Here is a 26,359-nt window from a genome sequence, read left to right on the forward strand (position 1 = left end):
GATATTTTTGATAGTGAGGGCTCCCGGTATTGTCTAAAACACCGGGAGCCCTCACCCGTTGCAGGATCTAGCCTACCTGATTAGTGGGAACTCAGCCCTTCTACCGGGGACTGTCGCGCCGACCGGAAGGCTGGGATAGCTGATGCCGCGAACGCAGCGATGATACCCACGATGAGCACGAGAACCAGACCGCTGACAGGTAGAACTACTGCCATAGCCATGGACTCGCGAGTAGCGTGTACCAGTACTTGAGAAAGTACAAGGCCTATACCCACACCCGAAACGATACCCATCGCCAACGCGCCGAGAGTAATCATGACGGCCTCGGTCGAAACCATACGCCGCAGCTGCTTGCGGGACAGGCCCAGCGAGCGGAGCATCGCATTCTCCCTGCGACGTTCGTTCACCGATAGGGTCATAGTATTCGCCACACCGATAATGGCGATCACAATAGCCAGTGCCAGCAGGATCAAGGCACCACTGAGCATAATAGTCAGCATTTGGTCATTATTCTTGCGAATCTGAAGACCACCTTGAAAATCGGTTCCGTTGTTTGCCTTGGCAAGCTCCCCTTGAAGCTCGGTATTATCGCTTGATGACAGTGGAGTGCTTGCCCGCACCAGAACCATGGTTGCTGTACCGCGTGCTGCGAAACTACGCGCCAAGGCGGGGTTTTCCTGAGCCGCTTTCATGAGCGCTTCTTGGGCGGCGGGATCGTCTGGCAATGCCTGATTACTAGCGGCCTGCGGATCAGATGCATTCTGTACCTGGGCACCGGTTTCCGGTGATACCACGAAGAATGGTTCCTTAGTGTTTGCCTTGACGGGTTTGAGCTCAATCTCGCCAAGAGGGCCGCTGACCTTAAGACGAGTGTTGTTATCGAACTTACCCAGATCCCAAATATCCTGGGGGACGAGTACCTCATCATTCTTTAAATTGGTACCTGATTCTCCGGTTGCTACCTTGTGCAGATCATCGTTGCTAAGCGCGATTACATTGTCTTTGAGATTGGCGGAGTCTGCGTTATCGGGCTTTGCTGTGTATTCGATAACGCCCGCAGCCGAACCGACGCTGACAGCCTCAACATTCTTCGTGCCCCTGATCTTATCAGCAACTTCGTGAGCCTTTGTCACGCTTGCGCTGCCGTTAGTTGTGGTAGATTCACCGAAAGGAGCGTATGCCGAAATCGGCGATATCCTATCAATCTCTTGGGCAATGGAGGCGCTCATCACTGAGTGGCTGGTGAGAACAGCGGAAATAACCAAGGTTCCTACCAGCACGGCTCGCCCAGTGGAAACCGTGCGTTTGGGTGAGCGCAAGGAATTTGCTAACGCCAGTTTACCCGTTTGCCCGCGCAGAGCTACGCCGAAAAAACGAACCAGAGGGATGAGAACCCACGGGGTGAGAAGAAAGACTGCTATGCCGAGGAAGAGGCATGCCAGCAGTACGGAAGAGATAGCGGATCCGCCGTCTTTATTCCCTATAGCCGCGATAGCGATAATAACGCCTGCAAGAGCGGAGAGAACACCGAAGATTCCTCCTAAAACGCTAGGTTTCTTGACCGCCTGGCTTGTGCTTGCGCTCATGGCACTAATAGGGGAAATACTCAGTGCGGTGCGCGCCGGTATAAGTGAAGCGAGTACGGTCACAGCGGTGCACATGAGTACGCCTGCAATAAACGCCGTGGGGGAGAAATTGACGATGAACGAGCTGAACATCGCGTTTAGAATGCCACCGACCGCGTATACCAGTCCTGAACCGATGACTGAGAAGAAGACCCCAATTATTAGTGATTCTATGAGGAGCATCCGCACCAGCGAACCACCGCGGGCACCGAGAGTACGCAGCAGGGCGAGTTCGCGTACACGCTGCCCCACCAGCACCGCGAAGGTGTTCGAAATGACGAACGAAGAAACCAACAGAGCCAGAATTGCGAAGGCGATAAGAATGGTATTCAGCGAGTTGAAGAGCGTTGAGAACTGTTTCTTAAGGTGATCTATCATCTGCGTGTTAGAGAGCACCTTGGGGGTGGTGTTTTTATCACCGGTGTTCAGTTCTTTCTGCAGAGCGTCACGCGAGTCCTGGGTATTGTTCTTGAGCTTAATGAACGCCTGAGGCGCCATGGGTTTAGCGGGGTCTGAGACGATCCCGCCCTCTTCCTCTGCAAGCTGACGCGCGGTATCCGCAAGACCGGTGCCACCAATAAAAACGTTGTCGCTCATCTGTGAATCTGAGATACCGGTGTTAAAGGTAGCTGTGAGGGTGTACTCGGTGTCTTTCGCGTTATCCTTATCGGTGGCTGAGGTGACGATATTGGGCATGGTCACCTTATCGCCAATTTTCAGGTTGTGTTTCTCGGCGAAACTCTTAGCGACCAGGAGTTCGGTGTCTGTGGACGGGAGATTCCCCTCAATATCAAAGGGCGAAAGGTCCTTTGACGGTGGCGCAGAACCGTATGCTACCTTCTCCTTATCGGCTCCGTAGGTGCCGGAAAAAGTGTATAGAATCCAGGATGAGCTAACCTCAGGAGATTCCTGAATCTTCTTAACCGTGTCATTGGACATCGGGAACTTAGCGGTTGAGTTCTGATTATCCTGGTCCATGACACCCGCAGAGACTACCATGTTCTCGGAGTTAGCGTAGACATCACCGATAGTCGCATCCATCGTGGCCTGAAGCGATGCGGTAAGCATCAGCACTGCTGAGATGAAGAACGATGAAATGGCGATACCAATACCCGTGAGAATGTATTTCTTCTTGGAGGAGCGGATATTTGCCCGCGCCACCGTATTAAGCGTTGCAGCCATGTTATTCACCTTCCAACTGGCCCATAGCCTGAAGCACCGCGTCGTGGGTGGGATTAAGCATTTCGCCAGCAATCATGCCGTCTTTGAGGAAGACCACGCGGTCTGCGTAGGATGCTGCGTGTGCATCGTGGGTCACCATGAGGATGGTCTGTTGGTGCTCGGTTGCTGCATCCCGGAGAAGCCGCAGGACCTCAGCTCCGGAGTTTGAATCGAGGTTGCCGGTGGGCTCGTCAGCGAAGACGACGTCCGGACGGGAGAGCAACGCACGCACAATAGCAACGCGTTGCTGCTGACCGCCGGAGAGTTGTTCGGGGCGGTGATCCAGACGTTTTTGCAGCCCGAGGGTTTGAACAAGGTAGTCGCGCCACACCGAATCGGGCTTTTTACCGGCCAAGCCGAGCGGCAAATCGATGTTCTGCCCGGCGGTGAGGGTTGGAACTAGGTTGAATGCCTGGAAAATGAACCCGACATGCTCACGGCGGAATTCGGTAAGCTGATTGTCTTTTTGTCCGTAGAGGTCGGTATCGCCGATGCGAATAATCGTCTCTGGATTACGATCTGGAGTATCTAGCGTGGCGAGAGTTTGCATCAGGGTTGATTTACCAGAACCGGAAGGCCCCATGATGGCGGTGAACTTGCCGTACTCGAAGTCGATGCTCACATTGTTAAGGGCATGAACGATGGCTTCGCCCGTGCCGTAGGTCTTGGACAGATTACGTGTTGCTACCGCAGGTTCGTATGCGGGAATTGTTGATGTGCTCATGATTTAATTGTTTCAAGATTGCAAAAATATATCCCCTGACATTTGTCATCCTTTGAGCTGAAATTCTTGAAGGCAAAATAAATGGCACTCATACTTTTGGATGAGAAATACTAGGGATTGAAAAAAGCAAGCCTCCTTAAGGATGAAAATACCCACGAAGAAGAAAAATAATTAAAATAAAAAATTTAGAGTCTATGCAATAATTATGGACGGTATTTTGATCCCTAGAAAGTAAGAATATATAGACTATTTAGATCTATAAAAGTGGGTTTTCTAAGTTTTATATCTGGGACTTCTACACGTAAAAATAATTCGGGAGCACGAACCACATAAAAAGGGCAAACTCCCTAATGTGGGGAGTTCGCCCTTTTCGATGCAGGTTATTTTGCCAATCGACTAGCCTCGCATGCCCTCCACAGGGGAGAGACGGGCCGATCGGGCCGCTGGTAATATCGAGGCAACGAACGCCGATACCAGACCTACCAGCAGAACAAAGAACAATCCAAGGTAAGGAAGATCAATGACGACTTCAGTAGAAGAACTGGTACCTGCAATCACAACTTTAGCGGCGGCAATACCAATTCCAACACCCGCGAGGATGCCTAGGATCACGGCTCCTAAGGTAATCAGAATTGCCTCGGCTGAAATCATGTGACGCAGCTGTTTGCGGGAGAGACCCAGTGAGCGAAGCATCGCATTCTCGCGGCGACGCTCGTTCACCGACAAAGTCATCGTATTGGCTACACCGATAATCGAGATGACTACGGCCAGGGCAAGAAGAACTAATGTGAAGATCAGCATGATCATCATAATCTGATCAAATTGCTGGCGTCCCTGCAAACCACCGGTGAATTCGTTACCGTCATTAGCCTTGGTGAGCTGTTCCTGAAGAGTCGAGTTTGCACTTGAGGAAAGCGGTGACTTGGCGTGAACGAGCACCATAGTCTGGGCACCGGTAGCCCCACTTGTCGATGATGCAGCAGAACTCTGCTCCCCAGCATCTGGGGCAGCTTCTGCAGGAACTTGAGTGTTTTCAGGAGCCTGTGATGAATCCAGCAGAGGCTTTGGATCTGAGGCGTTCTGCAGCTTGGCACCGGTCGTGGGATTCACAATATATAGCGACATATTGCTGCTGGTAGACTTGATGGGTTTTAACTCTACCGTCCCCAAGGGACCACGTGCTTTAAGGCGAGTGGAGTCATTGAAGTGGGCATTATCATAAAGGGCAGCCGAGACAAGCACGGTATCATCTTCGAGCTGATGTGACCCTTCAGTCGGAATGACCTTTGTGAGATCGTCGTGGCTGAGTGCTACCAGATTCTCGGTGCGATTCTGTGCTTCACCACCGTCTTTCGGAGGAACCGTGAAATCAACGGTACCCGCTGCAGAAGCCACAGCAACACTATCGACGTTTTCCAAACCGTGAACTTTATCAGCGACAGAGCGCGCCTTATTGACGCTCTCAGATCCTGCTGTAGGTCCGGTACCGTAGGTGGCTGCCGCAGAGATCGGGTATAGCTTATCCATCGCGTTCGCCACGGTGGATGTCATGATGGAATATCCGGTCAGTACTGTAGTGACGACAAGTGCGCCTACCAGGACCGCACGCCCGGTCGAAACGGTACGTTTCGGGGAACGCAGTGCATTTGCTACCGCCAATTTTCCGGTCTGGTTGCGGAAGACTGAGCCCAGGACACGAACAAGGGGCAGAAGAAGCCACGGGGTCAGCATAAAGACCGCAATGCCCAGCAGAAGCGCGGCAATCATAACGAGAAGAACAGAGGTTCCTGCATTTGAGCTATCGTTATTCTGCGTGATGGTGTTGAACGCAACGATCATGAGTGCACCGCCGCCAGCACCGATAACAAGACCCGCAATAAGGCCTGCGATGTTCGGCTTCTTGACCGCCTGAGCCGTAGTTTCGCCCATCGCGCTGATGGGAGAAATCTTCAAAGCGGTACGTGCCGGAGCGAGCGAGGCAATAACCGTGACCAAGGTGCACAGTACAACACCGACAACAAAAGCCATCGGATCGTAAGAAACCATGAAACTATTATTGGATAGCGCACTCAGCAATGCCGCGATCGGATACACGAGAACCGCGCCGATAGTGGAGAAAATGACGCCCACAACAAGCGATTCAACCACAAGCATACGCACCAAGGATGAGCCCTGTGCTCCTAGAGTACGTAACAACGCCAGTTCGCGGATGCGCTGTCCCACGAGAACCGCAAAGGTATTCGAGATAACGAACGAAGAAACCAACAGTGCTAATGCGGCAAAGGCGCCTAAGATGACACCGAGGAACGTGAATATCGTGGAGAGCTGTTTCTTCACAACCTCCATGTACTCAGGACCGGACATAACAGAAGGCTCAGTTTTTTTGTCACCCGTGTTGAGTTTCTTCTGCAGCTCTGCGCGAGCAGCGGCGTCGTCCGTTCCTTTGAACTTGACGTATGCCATGCTGGCACCGGGAACGGCGTAGTTTGCAGAAGAAGCACCCCCAGCATTTTTGAGTGCCTTGTTAGCTGCCTCCCCATAGGAAGTTCCGCCAATAAACATAGCGTTATTCGTATCGGAGCCTGAGAATCCGACATCAAAAATACCGGTGATGGTGTACTCGCGCGTAGTTCCTGTATTTGGGTCAGAGATCGACGCGACTATATCAGGGGAACTGACCTTAGAATTAAGTTGAAGATTATGCTTTTGTGCAAAATCTTTCGAGACCATCAGCTCGGTGTCTGAGGTCGGCAATTTACCTTCAAAGTCGAAGGGAAAAAGATCTGCACTGTTAGGCGCTTGGGTATAAGAAACTTGAGTTTTATCGGGACCAAACTTACCCCGGCCCTGGTAGACAATCCACGACTGATCGACTGAATCATCATTCTGAATATTTTTGATGCTCTCTTCATCCAGATAGATATTTGCTTCAGTGTTAGAGTTATCGCGCGCATAGGAAGAGACAACAACGTTATCTGCTTTGGAAAGAATGCCATTTACCGATGCATTTAGAGTTCCCTGCAAAGAGCTGACTAATACAATAACGGCAGCAATAAAAAATGAAGAAATTGCGATACCGATTCCAGTAAGAATATATTTTCCTTTAGACGCGCGTAAATTAGCGCGTCCCACCGTATTAAGCGTTGTAGCCAATGTTATTCACCTTCCAACTGTCCCATGGCGTTTAGAACAGCATCGTGGGTAGGTTTGAGCATTTCTCCGGCTATTGCACCGTCTTTGAGGAAGACCACGCGATCCGCGTAGGAGGCGGCGTGTGCATCATGGGTCACCATGAGGATGGTCTGCTGGTGCTCGGTCGCTGCAGTTCGCAGGAGCTTGAGTACTTCGGTACCCGAGTTTGAATCAAGGTTGCCGGTGGGCTCGTCGGCGAAGACGACGTCCGGACGGGAGAGTAGTGCGCGTACGATGGCGACGCGTTGTTGCTGACCACCGGAGAGCTGTTCGAGGCGGTGGCTGAGCCGCTTTGTTAGACCCAAAGTTTCCACCAGATAATCGCGCCAAATAGGATCAGGCTTTTTGCCGGCCAAGCCGAGCGGCAAGTCAATATTCTGTCCGGCGGTGAGGGTTGGTACCAGGTTGAAAGCCTGGAAAATAAAGCCGATATGTTCGCGACGAAACTCGGTTAACTCTTTATCTCGCCGACCGTATAGCTCGGTATCGGCAATTTTGATGCTGGTTTTGGGGTTAACATCCGGGGTATCTAGGGTTGCCAAAGTCTGCATAAGGGTAGATTTACCGGAGCCGGAAGGCCCCATAATAGCGGTAAATTTACCCTGTTCGAAAGAAACTGTTACGTTATTGAGGGCATGTACCGTCGCCTCACCTGTGCCGTAAGTCTTGCTCAGGTTTTGGGCGGTAACAGCTGGTTTAACAGAAGTATCTAATGTAGTAGTCATAACACCAATTATCCCAAACTAGAATGAAAACCTGTGGGAGGTTTTATCATACTTTTGGGTGATTTCTGGAGTTCTGTCTCTAAAATAACCGTAACTATTTTCAAGGTAAAGTTAGTGAAAGTACAGGCAATATTATAAATAGAGTACTTTCTCAGGAATGTATGCGAGAATAATATATAAGTTAGGAATGTGTTCTATTAAATACTTGGTACAGGTAGTAATTTTTATATGCTGCATAGCATCTGCACAGACTTAATCGTCTCGAAGCGCCTGAACCGGTGAGACTTTTGAAGCGCGTACGGAGGGAACCCACGAAGCTAAGACAGCAATCCCTAAAGCGCCGAAGAAGGCTATACAGTATTCCGTCAGGGGAATTCGGTAGATGATCTCAATGTTCTGTGGCGTGATAGCGCGTGTCAGGATAAACCCGGCAAGCGTGCCGCCGATGAGAGCAACCAGCAGCGCTGAGAGCGTGATAAGAATAGCTTCCATCATGATGGCGGAACGTAATTGCTGACGCGAAAGCCCTAGAGTGCGGAGGAGCGCATTTTCGCGGCTTCGTTCATGAGCTGAGAGCATCAAGGTATTACTTACCCCTAACACCGAAATCAGCACCATAAGAGCAATAATAGCCAGGATGGTATACATGATAACGATAAGGGAAATTTCGACAACAGCACGCGTCTCTAGAATGCCCGCGAGATATAATCCGTGTGTTGTACGGGCAATATCCGTTAGATCATTCCGTAATTCTGTACTTTCATCAGAACTCAGCCCCTGTTTGGCGCGCACTACCACATAGGACTCTCCAGCAGAAGAAGTACCTTCAAGAAGCTGGGGATGATCAAGATCCTGTACCTTGGCGGCGGTCTCACGTGAGATATAGGGGGTATGGTCATCAGTTTGCGAGTACACCGCAGTAAGCCGTAGGTCTCCACGTGGACCGTGAAGTGTAAAACTAGGTGGCTTATGCCCTTGCAAGGCATGTTGTGCTGAGCGAGGCAGAACCACCACATCACCCTGCAATATCGTTTCGGAGGTACCAGGCAATACTACGTCAATATCCTGAGGCAAAACCGCATAGGCAGCAGGAAGATCAGTATGGTCAGGAGCGCCAGCTGCAGCGCTGGGATTACTGCCTGCTTCATTCACCGGCCCATCTGAAGTTGTGAGAGTATGAGAATCATCATCGCAGGTGAGGTTTCCCGCATATTGTACAAACGCTTCAGACTGTACGGATGGCAGTTCTTGGATCCTGCGTTGCGCATCCTGTGCCTGGTGCATATACCGTTCTGCAGTGGATTCAGAATTCTGGGAATTGTGTGCAGTAGAGGAGCTATCCTCCGTATCCTTGGAGTCATTAAACGTTAGAACCGCTGCCGGACGTTCTGTCTGCTGTATAAAGCCTGTGACAGATGCCTTAAGGGTCACATAACCTGTAAGCACCATAGCTATAAGCATCATTCCTACCAGGAGGGCTCGCCCGGTCGATACCATACGTGCCGGAGAACGCAATGCATTTTTACACGCGATAGACCCCGTTAGGGTACGCGCTATCAGAGAGGACCAGAACTTCACGAGCGGTGAAAGTATTTTATGGGCTGCCGTCAAAATAGCAAAGCATAAGAGAGCAGCAGCAATAATACCCACAACAAGCACTTGAACGCTATGGGTTCCCTCCATGCCATCAGACACGTGCTCAGAGGATTTACTCATGAAGACTGCATACGCCACAATACCCGCCACAAGCAATAACAGGGCGATAACCCCCTGACGCTTACCGTAGGTAGAAACCTGCTGTACTACGCCATCACGAAGCCCTTGCACAGGCGATACTTTTGATGCTGCATAGGCGGGTTTAAGAGCGGCGATCCAGGTGACGGCAACACACACTGGCAGAGTAACTCCCAAAGGGACCAGAGAAAAAGTGAAAACTAATGTATGAGCGGCCCACGACGTGATAACCGCCCAAAGAGCGTAGGCAAGTGTAATACCTAAAGAAGCTGCGAGAACTCCCAAAACTGTAGATTCTGCCAGCACTATAGTGAGAAGATTGGGGCGGCTGGCTCCTAAAGTACGCAGCAGAGCGAGTTCGCGGGTGCGCTGAGAAAGCAACACGCTGAATGTATTGGTGATAACAAAAGCAGAGACCATGAGGGCTAGCGCTGCCAGACCTAAAAGGGCTGCGGTGAGCAGATCATTGGCAAAACCTATGTCTGGCTCTACGTTGTGGGTGTATTCATACGCTGGCACTACATGCCCATGATCGCTGTGGTGCGCGGTAAATTCCCGCTTAAAATCTTCAACCGAAACACCCTCACGAAGCTTCACCGCAACTATATGCGCATCATGAACAATATTTGTTTTATGCTCGCGATGAGCAATTTTAGATGTCGTTGTCAGCATAGTGCCACCGGCAAAAACTGTTATTGAATCTTCAGATCCCAGGGGTGGAGAATGGAAAGTACCAGTGATCGTATATTCCTTGGTGGGCAAGGAATCTTCTAAAGATAGTGTGCCGCCCTCAAAATTTGTAATGGATGTGGGAGTGGGCAGCTTCATCGTTGCGACCGGGTCAATGCCGTGAAATTTATCGCCTATATTGAGATGCAAAGACTCACGAAGCGACTCTGGGAGCAGAATTTCATGATCATTCTGTGGCATTCGCCCCTGTATCTGATAAGGAAACAAATCCGGGTCAGTGGGAGCTTGAGAAATCGCATAGGGCACAGGGTCGCCCGGCGCGTCATGATACATAGCTGAAACTACCGAGTCTTCCCGGATACCAGCCACCTGGGGGCTATTACGGATATCTTCAACTCCCTCAACCGAGAGAACGCCTGACGAGTTCTCCTTGGCTTGCCCCGAGATGTTAGTAGCAACAACCGCATCGCTGTTACGTACCTGATTGCCGTAGTGTGCCACATATGTGGCAGAAATGATTGTATTGAGAAGAAGCACGGCACTCAGGAAAAAAGCTGCAACCGCAATGCCCAGTCCCGTCAAAATATATTTATGCCAGGACGCACGAAGATTTGCGTATATCAACGAGAGCAGAGAGGAGATCATGTAAAAAATCCTGTGGCGTACTACATCATAAATATCGGTCTACTGTATAACCGTAAATGTTGGCTTGACGGATATTCATCATTCTCAAGAATGATTTTCAGCCTTTTCACAGGTTCTGTCCTCAACGGTAGATGTAGACAAGGAGCCTACGAAACGATCCCAGCCTCATACGCCATAATCACGGCCTGAACCCTATCGCGGGCATCAAGTTTTGACAGAACATGCGAGACATGGGTCTTAATCGTGGCCTCTGACAGCACGAGCGCACGGCTGATCTCCACATTGGAAAGACCCTGCGCAATCAGACGAAGTACCTCATGCTCACGCGGCGAAAGAGTCTGCATGAGTTCCTTATGCAGAAGCTGCGGCTCCTCCTGAGGAGTGGGGGCAATACTGGCAGAATCCTGTTCCGAATGAACCTCCAACACCGGAATCATATGTTCCAGCAGGCGGCGTGTAGCGGAAGGGGCGATCACCGCATCACCGCGATGTATTGTTCGAATAGCCCCCAGAAGTTCTTCGGGAGGCGCATCTTTCAGCAAAAAACCGCTTGCCCCGGCACGTACCGCAGCATAGACATATTCGTCGACGTCGAAGGTCGTCAGCATAATAACCCTGGAATCAGGAACGTTGAGCTCTAGAATGCTTTTTGCAGCCTCCAGCCCGTCCATAATAGGCATACGAACATCCATAAGAACCACCTGAGGGGCAGTACCTTCTTCAGCCATACGAGCATAGCTATCAACCGCCGCTGCGCCGTCATCAGCTTCGAGAACAACCTGCAGATCGGGCTGAGAATTGATAAGCATCTTCAAACCGCCGCGTACAAGCTGCTGGTCATCAACCAGCATCACGGTAATCTGTTCGTTCATAGGATTTCCTTCAAAATGTTCTGTCATTTTTTACAATACTGGGTTTCCGTTACGTTTCGCGGTACGGCAGCCAAGCCTTCACGCTAAAACCACCCTGCAGATCCGGGCCGTAATGCAGGGTTCCGTCATACATTGTGATGCGCTCGCGCATGCCCAAGAGACCGTTACCGCTGCCCGGCACAAAGGAATATGGAGCATCCGAGCTGTTGTGATGCGCCGGAGCGCTGTTGTACACGTCCAAATACAGGCCATCTCGTTTCCACGTAGCCGAGAGAGTAACGATCTCAGCATCGCGGGCGTGTTTAACGATATTGGTGAGCGCTTCCTGGATTACACGATATGCCGCTAGATCAGCTCCCTGAGGGAGGGCGCCGTTTATGGTACCGGTAATGCCAGCAAAGTCGATATTAACTCCCGACCTGCGAGCCTGCGCAACCAGAGCGGGAATTTCGTGAATTGTAGGCGCTGGGGCGTACATGGTGTCTTCATCGGTACGAAGAACCCCCAGGAGGGAACGCATCTGCGTGAGAGAATCGCGTGCGGTGACCGCAATAGTTTCAAGCGTCTGCTCCGCGATAGAGGCGTCATGCTCCTGAAGGTTAGTCGCTTCGGCGGGCTGAGTCGTCGTGGTCCGTATCGCGGCTGCGGCATACCTGGCACCGTCAGCCTGCGTGATGATGCTGGAAAGTGAATGCGCCACAATATCGTGCATTTCGCGGGCGATGCGGGTGCGTTCATCCTGTGCCGCAAGACGCCGTTCCTGTTCCTGCTCAAATTCGAGGCGCATCGCTCGCTCTCGAAGCTCATCCTGGCGAATAATGCGGGTACGCCTTGAATCACCGATAAACCAGAGCACGGAATAAATCGCACCGCATAAGGTTGTAATGATAATCGAGCTTATAATAGCGGCAAATTGTTCGACCCGCGGAAGCAGCATGATGAAAAGCTGGGTCCCTACCGCAAAGGCACCAATCCAGCCCGCAATAAACATGCGGACCCGCAGCTTCTTCTTCCAGTGCCTGCCGATATGATAAGCCGCTACGCCTACCGGAAAATACAGATGAACGGGCAAAACATCCGGAATAAATAGAGTGAGAGCGGTGGAGACGAGAACAAACCAGATTGACCCATAAGGATGCCGGTACCGAAAATAAAGGGCGGTCGTATTGATGCATGCAATGAAAAAAGTAATGCCGCTATCCTTATAGGACATTGCAAGAGCTATGAGTAGAACAAACATCTGCATGAAAGCAACTACCGTGATATTAAACCAGCGGTAGTTCCTATCTATGTAGTTGTTGATTCGGCTCGTTAGATCCATGGGTTAAGTGTAACGTTCGCCCTCAAAACAGGTAATCACCCAGAAGGATGAATTCTGCGCGTATTTGTGTAAGTCATGAGGCTGTAAAATCTGGAATAAGACCTCTCAAAACTGCGAGATTATGCGGGAATATATATGCCCATACTCTGAGAATCATGGCCTAAAATCTGCGCAATTGTTCGTGCCAGCAGTAGGGTAGAGGTATGACTACTGAACGTTCTATCAACCTTGCCGTGATCGCTGGCGACGGCATCGGGCCTGAAATTATTACCGAGGCGCAGCGTGTGCTTCAACGCGCCTGCGAGCTTGATTCTATTCGCGTAGATTCCACCGACTATAAACTTGGCGCCGAGCACTGGCTTAAAACCGGCGAGACCCTGCCCGAGAGTACGATGGAGTCTCTCAAACAGCACGATGCGATTCTTTTCGGCGCTATTGGTGCCGATCCGCGCAGCGGCAAGATCCCCTCAGGGCTGATCGAACGTGAAATGCTTTTGAAGCTGCGCTTCTCATTTGACCATTACATTAACCTGCGTCCCGCACGGCTGTACCCAGGGGCAGTGTCGCCGCTGAGGAACCCCGGAGAGATCGACTTCGTGGTGGTACGCGAAGGTACCGAAGGACCCTACGTGGGTAATGGAGGAACTATTCGCGGCGGTACCGATGCCGAAATCGCAACCGAAGTATCCATCAATACCGCGCACGGTGTTCGTCGGCTAATCCGGTACGCCTTCAAATTGGCACAGTCCCGCCGTAAGAAGCTGACCCTCATCCACAAAACAAATGTGCTCGTACACGCTGGTCGTTTGTACACCCGTCTTTTCGAAGAGATCGGGCGCGAATTTCCCGAAGTGCAAACCGATTACCTGCATGTTGATGCGGCAACAATTTTCATGACCACCGATCCCTCACGTTTCGACGTGATCGTAACCGATAACCTGTTTGGCGACATCCTGACCGATCAGGCGGGTGCAGTGACCGGAGGTATTGGCTACGCGGCCTCAGGCAATATCAACGCGGTAGGGGAGTTCCCTTCAATGTTTGAGCCCGTGCATGGTTCAGCCCCCGACATCGCGGGGCAGAACAAAGCGAACCCGACCGCCGCAATCCTCGCGGGAGCAATGCTTCTGCGGCACCTAGGCTATGAGTCGACGGCGGTCCGTATTGAGGATGCGGTCGAGGCTGATATGCGTGCCAACGGCGCCCGCACCCGAGGCACCGACGAAGTTGGTAACGATGTCTTGGGGTTCCTAAGCTAGTTAAGGCTGAGGTAGCTTACGCCCTGCCTTCGATTTTCACGATATGGGCGGCGGTGGGTTGCGTGTGCGTTGTGCCTATTCATCAGGTACTCTAAAACATGTGCAACGGGCACATCCGCCCCGTCGTCCGCTGGCGTGGTCACAAGCCGCACTGATGAGCTTCGTAAGCGATGCCGCTTCTGCCTCCCACCTTGAGGTTTGCGCCGCCGATGCTATTGGCAGAGAGAATTGACAGAATAGGATTACACCATGGCACTTGAATTTAGCCGTGAAAAGAACCCCGCCCCCGCGAGTGACGAACGTCGAGCCGAGATTCTTGCCGACCCCGGGTTTGGCGACTATTTTACGGATCATATGGTCAGCATCGACTGGAACGGTGATTATAAAACCGGCGGTGAATGGTCGAACGCGCGGGTGCATGCCTACGGTCCGCTCAGCTTAGATCCCGCCGCTGCGGTTTTTCACTATGGTCAGGAAATCTTCGAGGGTATTAAAGGCTACCGTCATTCGGATGGGTCGGTGTGGACATTCCGACCCGAGAAGAACGCGGCGCGCCTGAACCGCTCGGCGTATCGTATGGCACTGCCTCAGCTGCCCGAAGAGACCTTCATCGAATCCCTAAAACAGCTGGTGCAGGTAGATGAAAAATGGGTTCCCAGCGGTGAGGGAGAAGCGTTCTATTTCCGTCCGTTTATGATTGCGACCGAGGCATATCTGGGGGTTCGCCCTGCTCGTCACGTGGAGTATCACGTGATTGGGTCGCCTGCTGGCAACTACTTCGGCACCCCCGAGCCGGTGGATATCTGGCTGTCCACGAAGTATGCTCGCGCTGGTGAAGGCGGTACTGGCACCGCAAAATGCGGCGGTAATTATGCTGCCGCCATGATCGCCCAGCTTGAAGGTGAAGAAAACGGCTGTAAACAGGTGATTTTCAAAGACCCGCACCGCAACGATGCTCTTGAAGAGCTGGGCGGCATGAACGTATTCTTCATCTACGGTAAAGAGAATAAGTTGGTAACCCCCGAACTTACCGGAACTATTCTAGAGGGCGTTACCCGTTCCTCAATTTTGCAGCTGGCGAAGGATCGCGGAATAACCGTTGAGGAACGCCCCATCACCCTCAGCGAGTGGCGTGACAGTGTGGCATCCGGCGATATTACAGAGGTGTGTGCCTGCGGTACCGCAGCGGTCATTGCCCCTATTGGAAAGCTCAAGGCTGCTGATTTTGAGATTCCTGCGGCTTCCGAAGGATTTGGCGAGATTTCCAAGAGCCTGCGTGAAGAGCTCGTGGGCATTCAGACCGGTACGGTAGAGGACCGTCATGGCTGGCTGACCCGCCTCGTCTAATAACCCCCGGTTACTGCGCCGGGCGCATCCATGAAACGTGCAAAGAGTGACTTTCCGACGATAAGCTCTACTTTTCAATCGGAAAGTCACTTTTTGCGTATCGAGAGGGGTATGAATGACTGGTACTCTAGAAGGTATGCGTATTGCACGATTTACCGTAGATAACGATCTTCATTATGGTGTGGTTGAAGGAGAGGACGGCAGCGAAGTTTTGCATGTTCTCGCGGGCGATCCGTTTTACTCCGGTGTTGAAACCACCTCGAAGACTTATCAGCTTGAGGACGTTCGCCTGCTTGCCCCCATCATTCCACGCTCCAAGGTGATTGGTGCTCTTGCTAATTGGGCGGGTACCCCGGCTCCTGCTGCCCCACAGTTTTTCATCAAGCCAAATACGACGGTAGTCGGCCCTGGTGATCCAGTGACTCTCCCCGAGTATTCTGAGGCGGTCAGCGTTGAAGGCGAGCTGGCGGTTATTATCGGTCGTATTGCAAAGTCGGTGCCGCTGGAACGTGTGCATGAGGTCGTTTTTGGATACACCGTAGCCAACGATCTGACGGCACGTGACGTTATGGAGGCGGACACGCAGTGGACTCGTGCGAAAAGCTTTGACGGCTCAACCCCACTGGGGCCCTGGATCGAAACGGAGCTTGATACCGACTCGCTGAATATCACGAGCTGGGTTGATGGTGACGTGGTGCAGGAAGGCAATACCTCTGATATGCACTACTCGGTGGCGGAGCTCGTGTCCGCCGCATCCGAGATCTTTACGCTTCTTCCCGGAGACATTATCTTGACCGGAACCCCGGCGGGTATCAGCGTCCTTCGTGATGGTCATGAGGTCGAGGTTGAGGTCGAAGGCATTGGGGCCCTGGTAACCCGCATCCGCAGTTAGAGCCCAGTTTAGGCTGAGAGTGCTAAACATAGATTCCTCAGCGCTATAGAACGCACAGCAGCATGATTTTGAGATACACAAGTTCAGGAGAAAACTTACTATGACCGAATATCCCGGTCCTAATCTGCACGATCCACGCGAAACTCGCGTACGCTTTTGCCCTTCACCGACCGGAACCCCGCACGTGGGCATGGTACGTACAGCCCTGTTTAACTGGGCTTATGCGCGCCATACCGGCGGGAAGCTCATTTTCCGTATTGAGGATACCGATGCGGCACGCGATTCGGAAGAATCGTTCAACCAAGTGCTCGACAGTCTGCACTGGCTGGGCATTAACTGGGATGAAGGCGTGGGCGTAGGCGGCCCCCATGAACCGTATCGTCAGTCTGAACGTAAACGTGAGGACATTTACCAGAAGGTTTTCGAGAAGCTCATTGAGGGCGGGTATGTCTATGAGGATTTCTCGACCCCCGATGAGGTGCGGGAACGCCGTAAAGCAGCGGGGCAGGATCCTCAGCTCGGCTACGATAACTACGATCGTCACCTGAGCGACGAGCAGAAAGACGCTTTCCGTGCCGAAGGTCGTAAGCCCGTATGGCGTTTACGTATGCCCGATGAGGATATTACGTTCAACGACCTTGTACGTGGTGAGATTACCTTCAAAGCGGGGTCTGTCCCGGACTACGTTGTGGTGCGTTCTAGCGGTGACCCCCTGTATACTTTCGTGAACCCTGTGGATGATGCTTTGATGGGCGTAACTCACGTGCTTCGCGGCGAAGATCTATTGTCTTCAACTCCGCGCCAAATTGCACTGTACCGGGCACTGATTGATACGGGCGTTACCACATTTATCCCCGAGTTTGGGCATCTTCCCTATGTGATGGGGCAGGGTAATAAGAAACTGTCGAAGCGCGATCCCGAATCGAATCTCTTCCTGCTGCGCGATGCCGGTTTTATCAAGGAAGGTCTGCTGAACTACCTGTCTTTGCTGGGCTGGTCACTATCCGCAGATCAGGACGTTTTCTCAGTCGATGACCTAGTGGCTCACTTCGACATTCACGATGTGGTAGGCAACCCGGCACGTTTTGACGTCAAGAAGGCAGAGGCTATTAACGGCGATCATATTCGTCGTTTGGAGGCGGACGATTTCCGAAACCGCCTGGTGCCCTATCTGCAGGCCGCTGGTGTTGTTGGTGAGGAACTTTCAGCACGTGAAGAGCAGATTCTGACGGAAGCTGCTCCCTTGGTACAGGAACGTATGCAGCTCTTGGGCGAAGCCCCGAAGCTTCTGGCATTCCTCTTCAAAGCTGATGAAGAGATTACAATTGCCGATGACGCTCGTAAACAGCTTAAAGAATCTGCGCCTCAGGTTCTTGCTGCCGCTTTAGAGGCACTTGAACCCCTCGAAGTCTGGGATGCAGCAAGTATCGAATCTGCCCTGCGCTCCGCTATCGTGGAGGGGCTTGAGATCAAACCGCGTTTGGCATTCGGACCGGTACGTATCGCCGTTTCAGGTGAGCGTATTTCGCCCCCGCTCTTTGAATCTATGGAGATTCTGGGGAAGGAATCTTCTCTCAACCGTGTGCGGGCTTTGGCTGCTGAGCTCGGGGGGTAGCCCGAACGCATAGCTGCATCTTTTCTGAGGGTAACCCGGTGGTTCACGAGTTTGCGTGAGCCACCGGGTTTTTCTGCGCGCAAGAGTTGGATGCAGATATAAGCCTACACATTGTGCGCTAGAGGAATGTATGGCTCTCGGCTTATGCTGGTTATATGGTTGTGCATCGTGGGAGGTGAAGGTGAACCATAACAAATACATTGTGCGTGCTTTGCGCAAAGGAACCGTGATGGCATTTGCGAATGCATCAATTGTATTGCTTATTGCCACTATTGCGGATGCAGTGAGATCTATCTGGACCATTGTGATAATTGTGTTAGCCAGTGCCTTAGCGTATTTCGCGGCGTATCATGAAGCTAAGTTTGATGATGAACAGATTGCACGTGAACGCGAAGTAGGCGGCCACCAGCCGGGAGGCGAAGCCCTGGTGGGGGATATCCCCCTAGAAAACGCCCAAGAGCGGCTTGAAATTGGTGAGGAGGATAAAGCATGACTCGACGCGATGTAACATTTGCCGCCATCATGTCTGCCGTAGCATTGGCAGTTTACGTAGGCGTAAAGGTTTGGTTGGGCGGTCACTGGGACTGGGTAACCTTCGTCATTTGGGTTCTGGCCGCGCTTCTCTTTGGGTTTGGCATTATTTATGCGAAGTCGTTCTTGATCCGCATGGTAGATGAGATGACTGAGGATGGAGTAACGCCCAGCGAAGGGGAGCGCCGCACTGGGGTCGGTACGGGTTCCGAACGTAATTCGCATGCGGAATCCATCGCGGATGCAGCCGTTGACTCTTCTGCTGAGCATGCGCATCACCTGGGACATCAGCATCATCGCCGGCAGGAATCCTCGAACTTGTAACATCCTGTAGCGTATTGGCGTGCTCTAAACGCCTGTAAAAGGCATCATATAGAAAATATACGTGCTTGCTATCATGCCTATAAGCCCTAGTCAGTGCACTGTAGACATGGGGAAAATAGTGAGCTGGAGAATGTCAAGAAAAGATTTATGCGTGTAAGAGTTGCGGGCCATCAAACGGTACAGTATAGTATTTACTTGTGAGCGCGTCGGAATGAAAGATTCCGGCTCGTTATTTTGTGAAAACAGAATATTGCGGTTGTAGCTCAGTTGGTAGAGCACCACCTTGCCAAGGTGGATGTCGCGAGTTCAAGTCTCGTCAACCGCTCTGCGAAAGCCCTGAAGTAATCTTCAGGGCTTTTTGTGTGTATGTCGTAAGGAACCGTAAATGTTGGTTTATCTTCCGTAAAAATTCGGAGATTCTGCCGTGTTCCAAGATTTTGATGACGATAAGTCTCTAAGAAAATAAACGTCATAGATGATATTTCTATTGCTTTTTGGGAGGAAAGGCGTGAATATAGGGGGTACACCTTCTTAGGTACTCCTACCCTAAGTTTTAACTATAGGGTAACTAATTTTTAGTGTCCGTCATTCTCTCAGGGAGTTTATATGGTTCTTTTGCTCACTAAAACTCAGCGTAAGCCTTTCAAAGCAGCTACCGTTGGGGCACTTTCGATGTCGCTCATGGGGGCACCTTTTGCAGTGCCCGCGTCCTTTGCGGTAGAGTCTCCTGCCCCGCGGCAGATTACTGCTGCTCAGGCTCAACAGGTGCAGGGGATTCCAGGGCAGTATCAGATTCGCCATTCAAAGGACGGCAAAATCTTCATTGCTGGCTCTAACCGCGATATGTCCGTATCGACTATTGCGCGTCTGGATGAGAAGACTCTCCAGATAGAAGCAATAGCCACCTTACCTATCACCCGAGCCGGTACCGGATACAACGCTGGGTATAAGAATTTGGGTGCTTTTGGTATTGATGTTGACGATGAGAATGGCACCATTTGGGTTACGAATACTCGTGATAACGCTGTGTCTGTGTACGACCAAAATAATCTCAATCTCTTGTGGACCAACTACGGCGCTCAAGAGGGAGATGAAAGTTGGATCGAGCATCCGCGCGAGGTAAAGGTGGATGCTGCCTCCGGCAAAGCATTTGTGACGGGTCGTTACTTCGTATCTGCAATTGATCTGAAGACCCATAAGGTTGAGAAGATCAAGGTGGGTGGAGATGAAGAAGGTAAGCGCTATATCAGTATGAATACCACCATTCATGATGGTAAACTCTACGTTCCCGAGCGCACCACCGGCAAAATCTATGTGATTGACACGAGCACTTTTAAGGTTTTGCAGGAAATCCAGACCCACGCCGATGTCGAAGGCGTCGAGGTTCTTCCCTCCGATATTGCCATTGATGTTTCTGAGCAGGAAATCTACGTTTCCGCGCAGGGAAGTTATGACCGTCAGAGCGGTGAGTCTAAGGGTAATTCCGGGGTAACCGTGTATGACCTCAAAACCGGAGAGTACAAGAAATCCATTCCGTTCGGTAAGCAGGCACTTGCACTTGTCAACGATGAAGATCGTGACCTCGTATACGTTACGGATTTTGCTACCGGTAAGGTCGGCGTGATTGATGGTCGCGCAGATCGTCTTATCGGCGAAGTGCAGTCAGCCTCCAAAGGGGCCAACGATATTACCTTGGGTGCTGATGGTGAGGTCTATATTGCCAATAAGGATGATTTTGCCCCCGATACGACCATTCCCTTCGGTATGGATTACGCCCAGGGAACGCTAACTTCCAAAGAAGAAACTGCTGATTCTATTACCAAGGTGAAGGTTACCCCGGGGAACATGACAGCGGAAAACTCCGAGGTAGAGATCAATCAGATTACCCCGCAGCAGGAAACCTTTGCGGGTTACCCTGCCCCTTTGACGGGCGGCGATAACAGGACCCTGACCAACGTGTCGTATAACGATATTGCTGGCAACCTCTTTGAGAACGACATCATCAAGCTGGGGGAGAAGAGCATCACAACCGGTTACCCCGATGGCGGATTCCACCCCGCAGAAAGCATCGAACGTGGAGCAATGGCAGCGTACCTGTATCGCCTGGCAGGTTCTCCTGAATTTGAGGCACCCGCGGAATCTCCTTTCAGTGATGTTCCTACAACCCACCCCTTCTATAAGGAAATTGCGTGGCTGAAGGCAACCGGTATTACGACAGGTTGGGAAGACGGTACCTTCCGCCCTGAAGACTCAATAAACCGCGAGGCTATGGCGGTCTTCTTCTATCGTGCCGCAGGATCCCCGGAAGTTCAGCAGAAAGCGACCTTTACGGATGTTTCGGGAAGCCCCTTTGTCAAGGAGATTTCGTGGTTCCAGTTCTCGAAGCTCTCCACTGGTTGGCCCGATAGTACGTTCCGTCCGCATGACTCAGTCAAGCGCGATGCTATGGCAGCCTATATGATGCGTTACATGGGTAATTTTGATTCCGTGAAGGTTTCAGCGCCCGAACCCGCAAAATAGCGCATAGCAGGTGAGATGACTATCATTGCTTAGCCGGTAAGTTTATATTGCTGCTTGAATAACATGTATGAGTCGGGTGAAGGCATCTCTTGGGTGCCTTCACCCGACTGGCGTGCATTCGGAGGGTCTGGAAGCGGGGTATAACTTTTGTGACGACCATCTCAAGGTACGAAGTTGCATGATGCAACAAAGCACCGGTATAGTTATTACTCGTTGCGGCGAAAATCGTTGAGGTTTTACCGGAACAACATAATGAAATAGTGGGGTATGGTGTAATTGGCAACACAACGGTTTCTGGTACCGTCATTCTAGGTTCGAGTCCTGGTACCCCAGCGAGCATCACTTGATGCTATGGCCCCATCGTATAGCGGCCTAGTACTCCGCCCTCTCACGGCGGCAACACCGGTTCAAATCCGGTTGGGGTCACACTAGGAATAATCCTCAGATCATGGAGATCTGGGGATTTTTTGTTGCTTTTAACGGGACGCCAAATGCCCTTCTGCCGCCTCAAATAAGGGCAACAACCCATATTTGACGCGCTATCTCCCCACTCGGTATAGTGTTTACCTGTAGGCGTGATTGGCGCAGTGGTAGCGCGCTTCGTTCACACCGAAGAGGTCACTGGTTCGAACCCAGTATCACGCACGCGCCACCCCCGTTTGTACATCCACAACGGGGGTTTTTGTATACAGCCCCAATCGCTATCCGCAGATCAAGAAGGTACTCGGTGACAGCACCAGAACTAGCAAATCCAACCGATTACGGCCGCATGTACTCCCGTAAACGCGGCGGAGAGCTGCTAGTTCCTTCCATCACGACCGTTATCGGTCAGCACGCTACCGATATGAGCGGATGGCACGGTTATATGGCTGCAAAAGCTGCTCTCGAAGACCAGAGAGCTTATCGTGCTGCCGGATCCTCGGGGCTCAAGTACGCTATTATTCGTGATGCGGCGGCCGCATCCGAACGGTACCGAGATGCTGCAGCCGAGCGCGGTGACAGGGTACATAATTACGCCGAGAATATTGCGTTACGCGCCATGGGAGCGGAACACAACGTCGAAGAATGTCGAGAACAGCTTATCCGCAACGGCGAACAAGCCTATGCGGATAGGTTCGATGAATGGTGGGACGCTTTTCGCCCTCAACCACTCGCCGCAGAAATTACTATCTGGAATAAGTCCGTAGGTTACGCCGGAACGCTGGACCTTGTCGCTCAGATCGCCGGACGAACCTGCATTATTGACTATAAAACTAAAGGCACCGACCGGCGAGGGCGTGTTAAACCCCTTGACGATAAGGTGGTTATGCAACTGGTTGCCGGGCTCAAAGCCGAAGAATCGCTGGTAGACCCCGTCGCGGGAACCTGGGAACCCTGGAAATACGGTGATGCCCCCATCCTGATGGGCGTGGCACTGGGCGAAACGCAGGTGGTGCCGCATCAGGCAAATCCAAAGATTCTTGAACAGAACTGGTATAAATTCTGTGCATTGCGGAGGGTCTGGGAATATAACCGTACAGTTCACGAATTCCCGGACGACGCTCTCATGCCGGTAGTTCCGCCTCCCGTGGCAGGTCAACCGTCTTCGGGAGATCACACACAGGTAGCCTAGTAAACCCGGTAGAAGAACAACAAAATAATCACGAGTGTTCTATTTGGACGAATACCTCAGCCGGTACAATAGAATGCTGGTATTTGACAGCCCTTCACCCTATTTGGAGTATATCTGCGTACCATAACAAGCGCATCAGGGAGACATATGACAATTCTGAGTATCCGCACCGTAGGCGACCCCGTTCTTCGCAGCGAATGTGAACCTATCACCGTTTTTGATCGGGAGCTTGCCAAACTGATCGACGATATGCTTGACACCATGTATGACGTTGAAGGAGTCGGGCTGGCTGGGCCTCAGATTGGTATCTCCAAACAAATTTTTACCTTTGGTGGTATTGACGACCGCGAAGGATATATTATCAACCCCGTACTTGAGACCGGAACGGAGCCTCAAGAGGGAGGGGAAGGATGCCTGTCGGTACCCGGCATGAAATCGGATACTCCGCGCATGAACTGGGCACGAGTGAGAGGCGTAGACAAGACGGGAAAGCCCCTAGTGCTTGAAGGGGAAGGACTATTCGCGCGTATGCTCCAACACGAAACCGATCATCTTCACGGCAAGCTCTTTATTGACCGCCTTATCGGCGAAGATCGTAAACGGGTTATGCGCGCCATCCGAGCCGTAGACTACAACCAGGTGACCGCGCAGACCTCTGCCGAACGAGCAATGCGGGTTGGCGGCAGCTTCGGTGCTTCCCTAGGCAGCTTCAGAGCATAGACATACCGTATTCCACCAGGTTTAAGGAGGCACCCATGACCCTCAAAATTCTCTACGCGGGAACCCCCGAGATCGCTGTGCACCCTCTCGATGCGCTTGTCCAGTCCCCGCGGGTTCAGGTGGTTGGAGTGCTCACGCGCGAGGACGCGCCGGTAGGTCGAAAGCGCATCCTGACCCCCTCGCCCGTAGCGCAACGCGCTGAAGAGCTCGGGCTGCCTATCGTTAAAGCGAACCGGTGGTTGCCGGAGACCCAACAGCAGATAGCCCCGCTGGGAGCCGAAGCTGCTGCCGTGGTCGCATATGGCGCAATTCTGCCCCAGCAAGCACTAGATATGCTTCCCTACGGCTGGGTTAATCTGCACTTTTCGAAGCTGCCTGCGTGGCGAGGTGCCGCCCCCGTGCAGCGTGCCCTCATGGCGGGAGAAAACGAGATTTTCTCGAACACCTTCCTTCTAGAAGCCGGGTTGGATACTGGTGCGGTTTTCGAAGAAGAATCCACGCTGGTGACGGAAGACGATACTGCTGGGAGCATTCTTACACGTCTAGCGCAAAGCGGGGGAGAGCTGTTAGCGAATACCTTTGTACGGCTTGAGGCAGGTGAGCACGGAACCGCGCAGCGCGAGGACGATTCCGTCAGTTACGCGGCAAAGGTGACCAACGCCGATGCGCGCATAGATTTCACCCAAAGCGCCCACAAAATTCTTGCTCAAGTTCGCGCAGTAACCCCGGAACCCGGCGCCTGGTGTGAATTTTCGGGGAACCGACTTAAGATCGGCGGTGTGCGTCTGAGCGATCAGGCCGGTACCTTGGCTCCTGGACAGCTTGAACTTCGTGGTAAAAAACTCTATGTGGGTACGGCGGACGGTGCTTTAGAACTGGTGCGTGTACAACCTGCCGGTAAAAAAATGATGGACGCGCTCGCCTGGGCACGCGGTCTCGGTAGCGGCCTCGCCGAAGGAAAGGTAGTGCTCTCATGACGGAGCGACATTATAACGACAAAAATGGCTCACGGAATCCGCGAAATCGCGGGGCATCATCGAAACGATTTGATGGTAAGACCAGCGAACAACGCCGAAACGAACGCGCCCAGCGCTCCCACGATGGCATGAAACGCGGCGGAGGCGGTGTTTCCAAGCGCAATAAGAGCGGACATGAGCGCAACCGTAAGCAGCTCTCATCCCGTGAGTTCTCTGCAACCGCACCCTCGCAGCGTTCCCGCTCGGCGGATCCCGCGCGCCTCGTCGCATTTGAGGTTCTCAGCGCGGTAGCGCAAAACGACTCTTACGCAAATCTCGTGTTGCCCAGCACGATTCGTGCCCACCATCTTGACCATCGGGACGCGGCTTTTGCCACCGAGCTCACCTACGGAACTCTGCGCAGCCAGGGTACCTACGACGCCATTTTGGCGCATTGTGCGGATCGTCCGCTAGAGAAAATCGGTACAACTACGTTGATCGTACTTCGGATGGGCGTTCATCAGCTCTTAAGCATGCGCGTGCCTGCCCATGCAGCCCTTAACCAAAGCGTCGCATTAGCCCGTGCACAGATCGGCGGCGGTCCCGCGAACTTTGTGAATGCGGTGCTGCGTCGCGTCAGCGAACGCAGCCGTGATGACTGGTACGCTCGTCTGGAAGCTGATGCTAAGGACGACACCGAAAAACTTGCGCTCGCAAAATCGCATCCAACCTGGATTGTGCGTTCCATGCGTCAAGCGCTTGCGGCTCATGGCAGGTCTCCGGCCGAAATTCAGGAACTTCTTGACGCCGATAACCAGGCACCTGTGGTAAACCTTATAGCGCTTCCCGGAATAGGCGACCTGCAGGAAGCCTTCGAGAAAGGCGCGGTAGAGGGCGAACTGGTAGAGGACTCCGCTTTATATTCTGCTGGCGATTTGGGCAGGTTGGAAAGGGTTCGCGAGGGTACCGTGCGTGCACAGGATGTAGGTTCGCAGCTGGTTACTCGCGCGCTTGCTGCAGCTCCTCTTGAAGGGCAAGACTCTGCGTGGCTTGACCTGTGCGCCGGTCCGGGCGGTAAGGCTGCACTGTTGGCGGCTTTGGGCGCGCAGCGTGGTGCTCGGGTGGTGGCAAATGAGTCGGCAGCGCATCGTGCAAAACTGGTTTCACAATCTTTACGGCCGCTTTCTCACAACGAGTATGTTGTTCTCACCGGGGACGGGCGTGAGATCTCCCAAACGCTTGCACAAAATGCTGAGCGGTTACCCGAGGGTATCAAGCCGGAACAGAAATTTGACCGTGTGCTGGTTGATGTTCCCTGCTCGGGGCTAGGTGCCCTTCGCAGGCGTCCGGAGGCACGCTGGCGTAAATCCCCGCGTGATATTGCCGATTTGCTTCCTCTGCAGCGTCAGCTTCTGGAGGCTGCGTGTGAAGTTACGCGGCCTGGCGGTGTGATCGCGTACGTAACCTGCTCACCGCATGCTGCTGAGACTCAAAATATTGTTGCGGAGATACTGGAGACTGGAAAAGTGCGTCTGCTGGATACACAGTCGATACTTCAAAGCGTTGCCCTGCCGAGCGCTGAAGGACAAAGTACTCTTGCGGGCGATAAGGCTCCCGGCTATCGTCCACAGGTACGCCTTAAAAAATCCTCCTCGGTTCGTCAGGAAGATATTCTTGATGAAGCATCAACGACTGCACAGCTGTGGCCGCATACTCATGGTACTGATGCTATGTTCCTCGCGCTTTTCCGTAAGAATTAGAATCGCGCAATACAACCGTATTTTTAGTGCGGCGATTATTGTTATCCGAACATCCGTATGTCATGTTGAGGAGG

General features: G+C 52.3%; 18 protein-coding genes and 4 tRNA genes. 15 read left to right on the plus strand and 7 right to left on the minus strand.

The window, feature by feature from the left end; translation table 11 throughout:
• Window positions 1–80: 80 nt before the first annotated feature.
• From HMPREF2609_RS06985 to HMPREF2609_RS07015, 7 genes are all read right to left on the minus strand, one after another.
• Window positions 81–2,807: an FtsX-like permease family protein gene (locus tag HMPREF2609_RS06985; protein WP_070448538.1), complete on the minus strand. Its 2,727-nt coding sequence runs from the start codon at window positions 2,805–2,807 to the stop codon at window positions 81–83.
• A gap of 1 nt (window position 2,808) precedes the next feature.
• The gene (locus HMPREF2609_RS06990) at window positions 2,809–3,570 is read right to left on the minus strand and encodes an ABC transporter ATP-binding protein (protein WP_048755222.1); all 762 of its coding nucleotides are present in this window, start codon (window positions 3,568–3,570) and stop codon (window positions 2,809–2,811) included.
• 396 nt (window positions 3,571–3,966) lie between these two features.
• The gene (locus HMPREF2609_RS06995) at window positions 3,967–6,723 is read right to left on the minus strand and encodes an ABC transporter permease (RefSeq protein ID WP_070448537.1); all 2,757 of its coding nucleotides are present in this window, start codon (window positions 6,721–6,723) and stop codon (window positions 3,967–3,969) included.
• A gap of 2 nt (window positions 6,724–6,725) precedes the next feature.
• Window positions 6,726–7,487 carry an ABC transporter ATP-binding protein gene (locus HMPREF2609_RS07000; RefSeq protein WP_070536007.1) on the minus strand — a complete coding sequence of 254 codons (762 nt, stop codon included), beginning with the start codon at window positions 7,485–7,487 and terminating at the stop codon, window positions 6,726–6,728.
• Window positions 7,488–7,739: 252 nt separating this feature from the next.
• Window positions 7,740–10,556 (minus strand): ABC transporter permease, encoded by a 2,817-nt coding sequence (locus HMPREF2609_RS07005; protein WP_070536010.1) that lies wholly within the window; start codon window positions 10,554–10,556, stop codon window positions 7,740–7,742.
• A 146-nt stretch (window positions 10,557–10,702) separates the two neighbouring features.
• The gene (locus HMPREF2609_RS07010) at window positions 10,703–11,428 is read right to left on the minus strand and encodes a response regulator (protein WP_070536012.1); all 726 of its coding nucleotides are present in this window, start codon (window positions 11,426–11,428) and stop codon (window positions 10,703–10,705) included.
• Between the two features lie 49 nt (window positions 11,429–11,477).
• Entirely contained in the window at window positions 11,478–12,749 is a 1,272-nt protein-coding gene (locus HMPREF2609_RS07015; protein WP_070536015.1) for a sensor histidine kinase, read from the minus strand.
• Between the two features lie 203 nt (window positions 12,750–12,952).
• Between HMPREF2609_RS07015 and HMPREF2609_RS07020 the strand changes: the two genes are divergently transcribed.
• From HMPREF2609_RS07020 to HMPREF2609_RS07090, 15 genes are all read left to right on the plus strand, one after another.
• Window positions 12,953–14,008 (plus strand): 3-isopropylmalate dehydrogenase, encoded by a 1,056-nt coding sequence (locus tag HMPREF2609_RS07020; RefSeq protein ID WP_070536017.1) that lies wholly within the window; start codon window positions 12,953–12,955, stop codon window positions 14,006–14,008.
• 249 nt (window positions 14,009–14,257) lie between these two features.
• On the plus strand, window positions 14,258–15,355 hold the full coding sequence (locus HMPREF2609_RS07025; RefSeq protein WP_070448533.1) for a branched-chain amino acid aminotransferase: 1,098 nt from the start codon (window positions 14,258–14,260) through the stop codon (window positions 15,353–15,355).
• A gap of 136 nt (window positions 15,356–15,491) precedes the next feature.
• Complete coding sequence (locus tag HMPREF2609_RS07030) at window positions 15,492–16,247, plus strand: fumarylacetoacetate hydrolase family protein (protein ID WP_070536133.1); 756 nt, start codon at window positions 15,492–15,494, stop codon at window positions 16,245–16,247.
• 100 nt (window positions 16,248–16,347) lie between these two features.
• Window positions 16,348–17,862, plus strand: a complete 1,515-nt coding sequence (gltX, locus tag HMPREF2609_RS07035) for a glutamate--tRNA ligase (protein ID WP_070536020.1) — start codon at window positions 16,348–16,350, stop codon at window positions 17,860–17,862.
• 181 nt (window positions 17,863–18,043) lie between these two features.
• On the plus strand, window positions 18,044–18,355 hold the full coding sequence (locus HMPREF2609_RS07040; RefSeq protein ID WP_141745269.1) for a hypothetical protein: 312 nt from the start codon (window positions 18,044–18,046) through the stop codon (window positions 18,353–18,355).
• Window positions 18,352–18,717: a hypothetical protein gene (locus HMPREF2609_RS07045; RefSeq protein ID WP_070536027.1), complete on the plus strand. Its 366-nt coding sequence runs from the start codon at window positions 18,352–18,354 to the stop codon at window positions 18,715–18,717. Before HMPREF2609_RS07040 ends, HMPREF2609_RS07045 begins: the two co-directional genes overlap by 4 nt.
• A 252-nt stretch (window positions 18,718–18,969) precedes the next feature.
• Window positions 18,970–19,042, plus strand: a tRNA-Gly gene (locus tag HMPREF2609_RS07050).
• A gap of 281 nt (window positions 19,043–19,323) precedes the next feature.
• Window positions 19,324–21,237, plus strand: a complete 1,914-nt coding sequence (locus HMPREF2609_RS07055) for an S-layer homology domain-containing protein (RefSeq protein ID WP_070536029.1) — start codon at window positions 19,324–19,326, stop codon at window positions 21,235–21,237.
• A 261-nt stretch (window positions 21,238–21,498) separates the two neighbouring features.
• Window positions 21,499–21,570, plus strand: a tRNA-Gln gene (locus HMPREF2609_RS07060).
• 20 nt (window positions 21,571–21,590) lie between these two features.
• Window positions 21,591–21,663, plus strand: a tRNA-Glu gene (locus tag HMPREF2609_RS07065).
• A 147-nt stretch (window positions 21,664–21,810) separates the two neighbouring features.
• Window positions 21,811–21,882 (plus strand) — tRNA-Val (locus HMPREF2609_RS07070).
• Window positions 21,883–21,964: 82 nt separating this feature from the next.
• Window positions 21,965–22,849, plus strand: coding sequence for a hypothetical protein (locus HMPREF2609_RS07075; RefSeq protein WP_004004933.1), 885 nt, complete (start codon window positions 21,965–21,967; stop codon window positions 22,847–22,849).
• A gap of 147 nt (window positions 22,850–22,996) precedes the next feature.
• Entirely contained in the window at window positions 22,997–23,569 is a 573-nt protein-coding gene (gene def / locus HMPREF2609_RS07080; protein WP_070536032.1) for a peptide deformylase, read from the plus strand.
• 35 nt (window positions 23,570–23,604) lie between these two features.
• The gene (fmt, locus tag HMPREF2609_RS07085) at window positions 23,605–24,546 is read left to right on the plus strand and encodes a methionyl-tRNA formyltransferase (protein ID WP_070536035.1); all 942 of its coding nucleotides are present in this window, start codon (window positions 23,605–23,607) and stop codon (window positions 24,544–24,546) included.
• Entirely contained in the window at window positions 24,543–26,285 is a 1,743-nt protein-coding gene (locus tag HMPREF2609_RS07090) for an RsmB/NOP family class I SAM-dependent RNA methyltransferase (protein WP_070536038.1), read from the plus strand. Before fmt ends, HMPREF2609_RS07090 begins: the two co-directional genes overlap by 4 nt.
• The last annotated feature ends 74 nt before the right edge of the window (window positions 26,286–26,359 follow it).

Source organism: Rothia sp. HMSC058E10, from assembly GCF_001809415.1.
Classification (GTDB): Bacteria; Actinomycetota; Actinomycetes; order Actinomycetales; family Micrococcaceae; genus Rothia; species Rothia dentocariosa.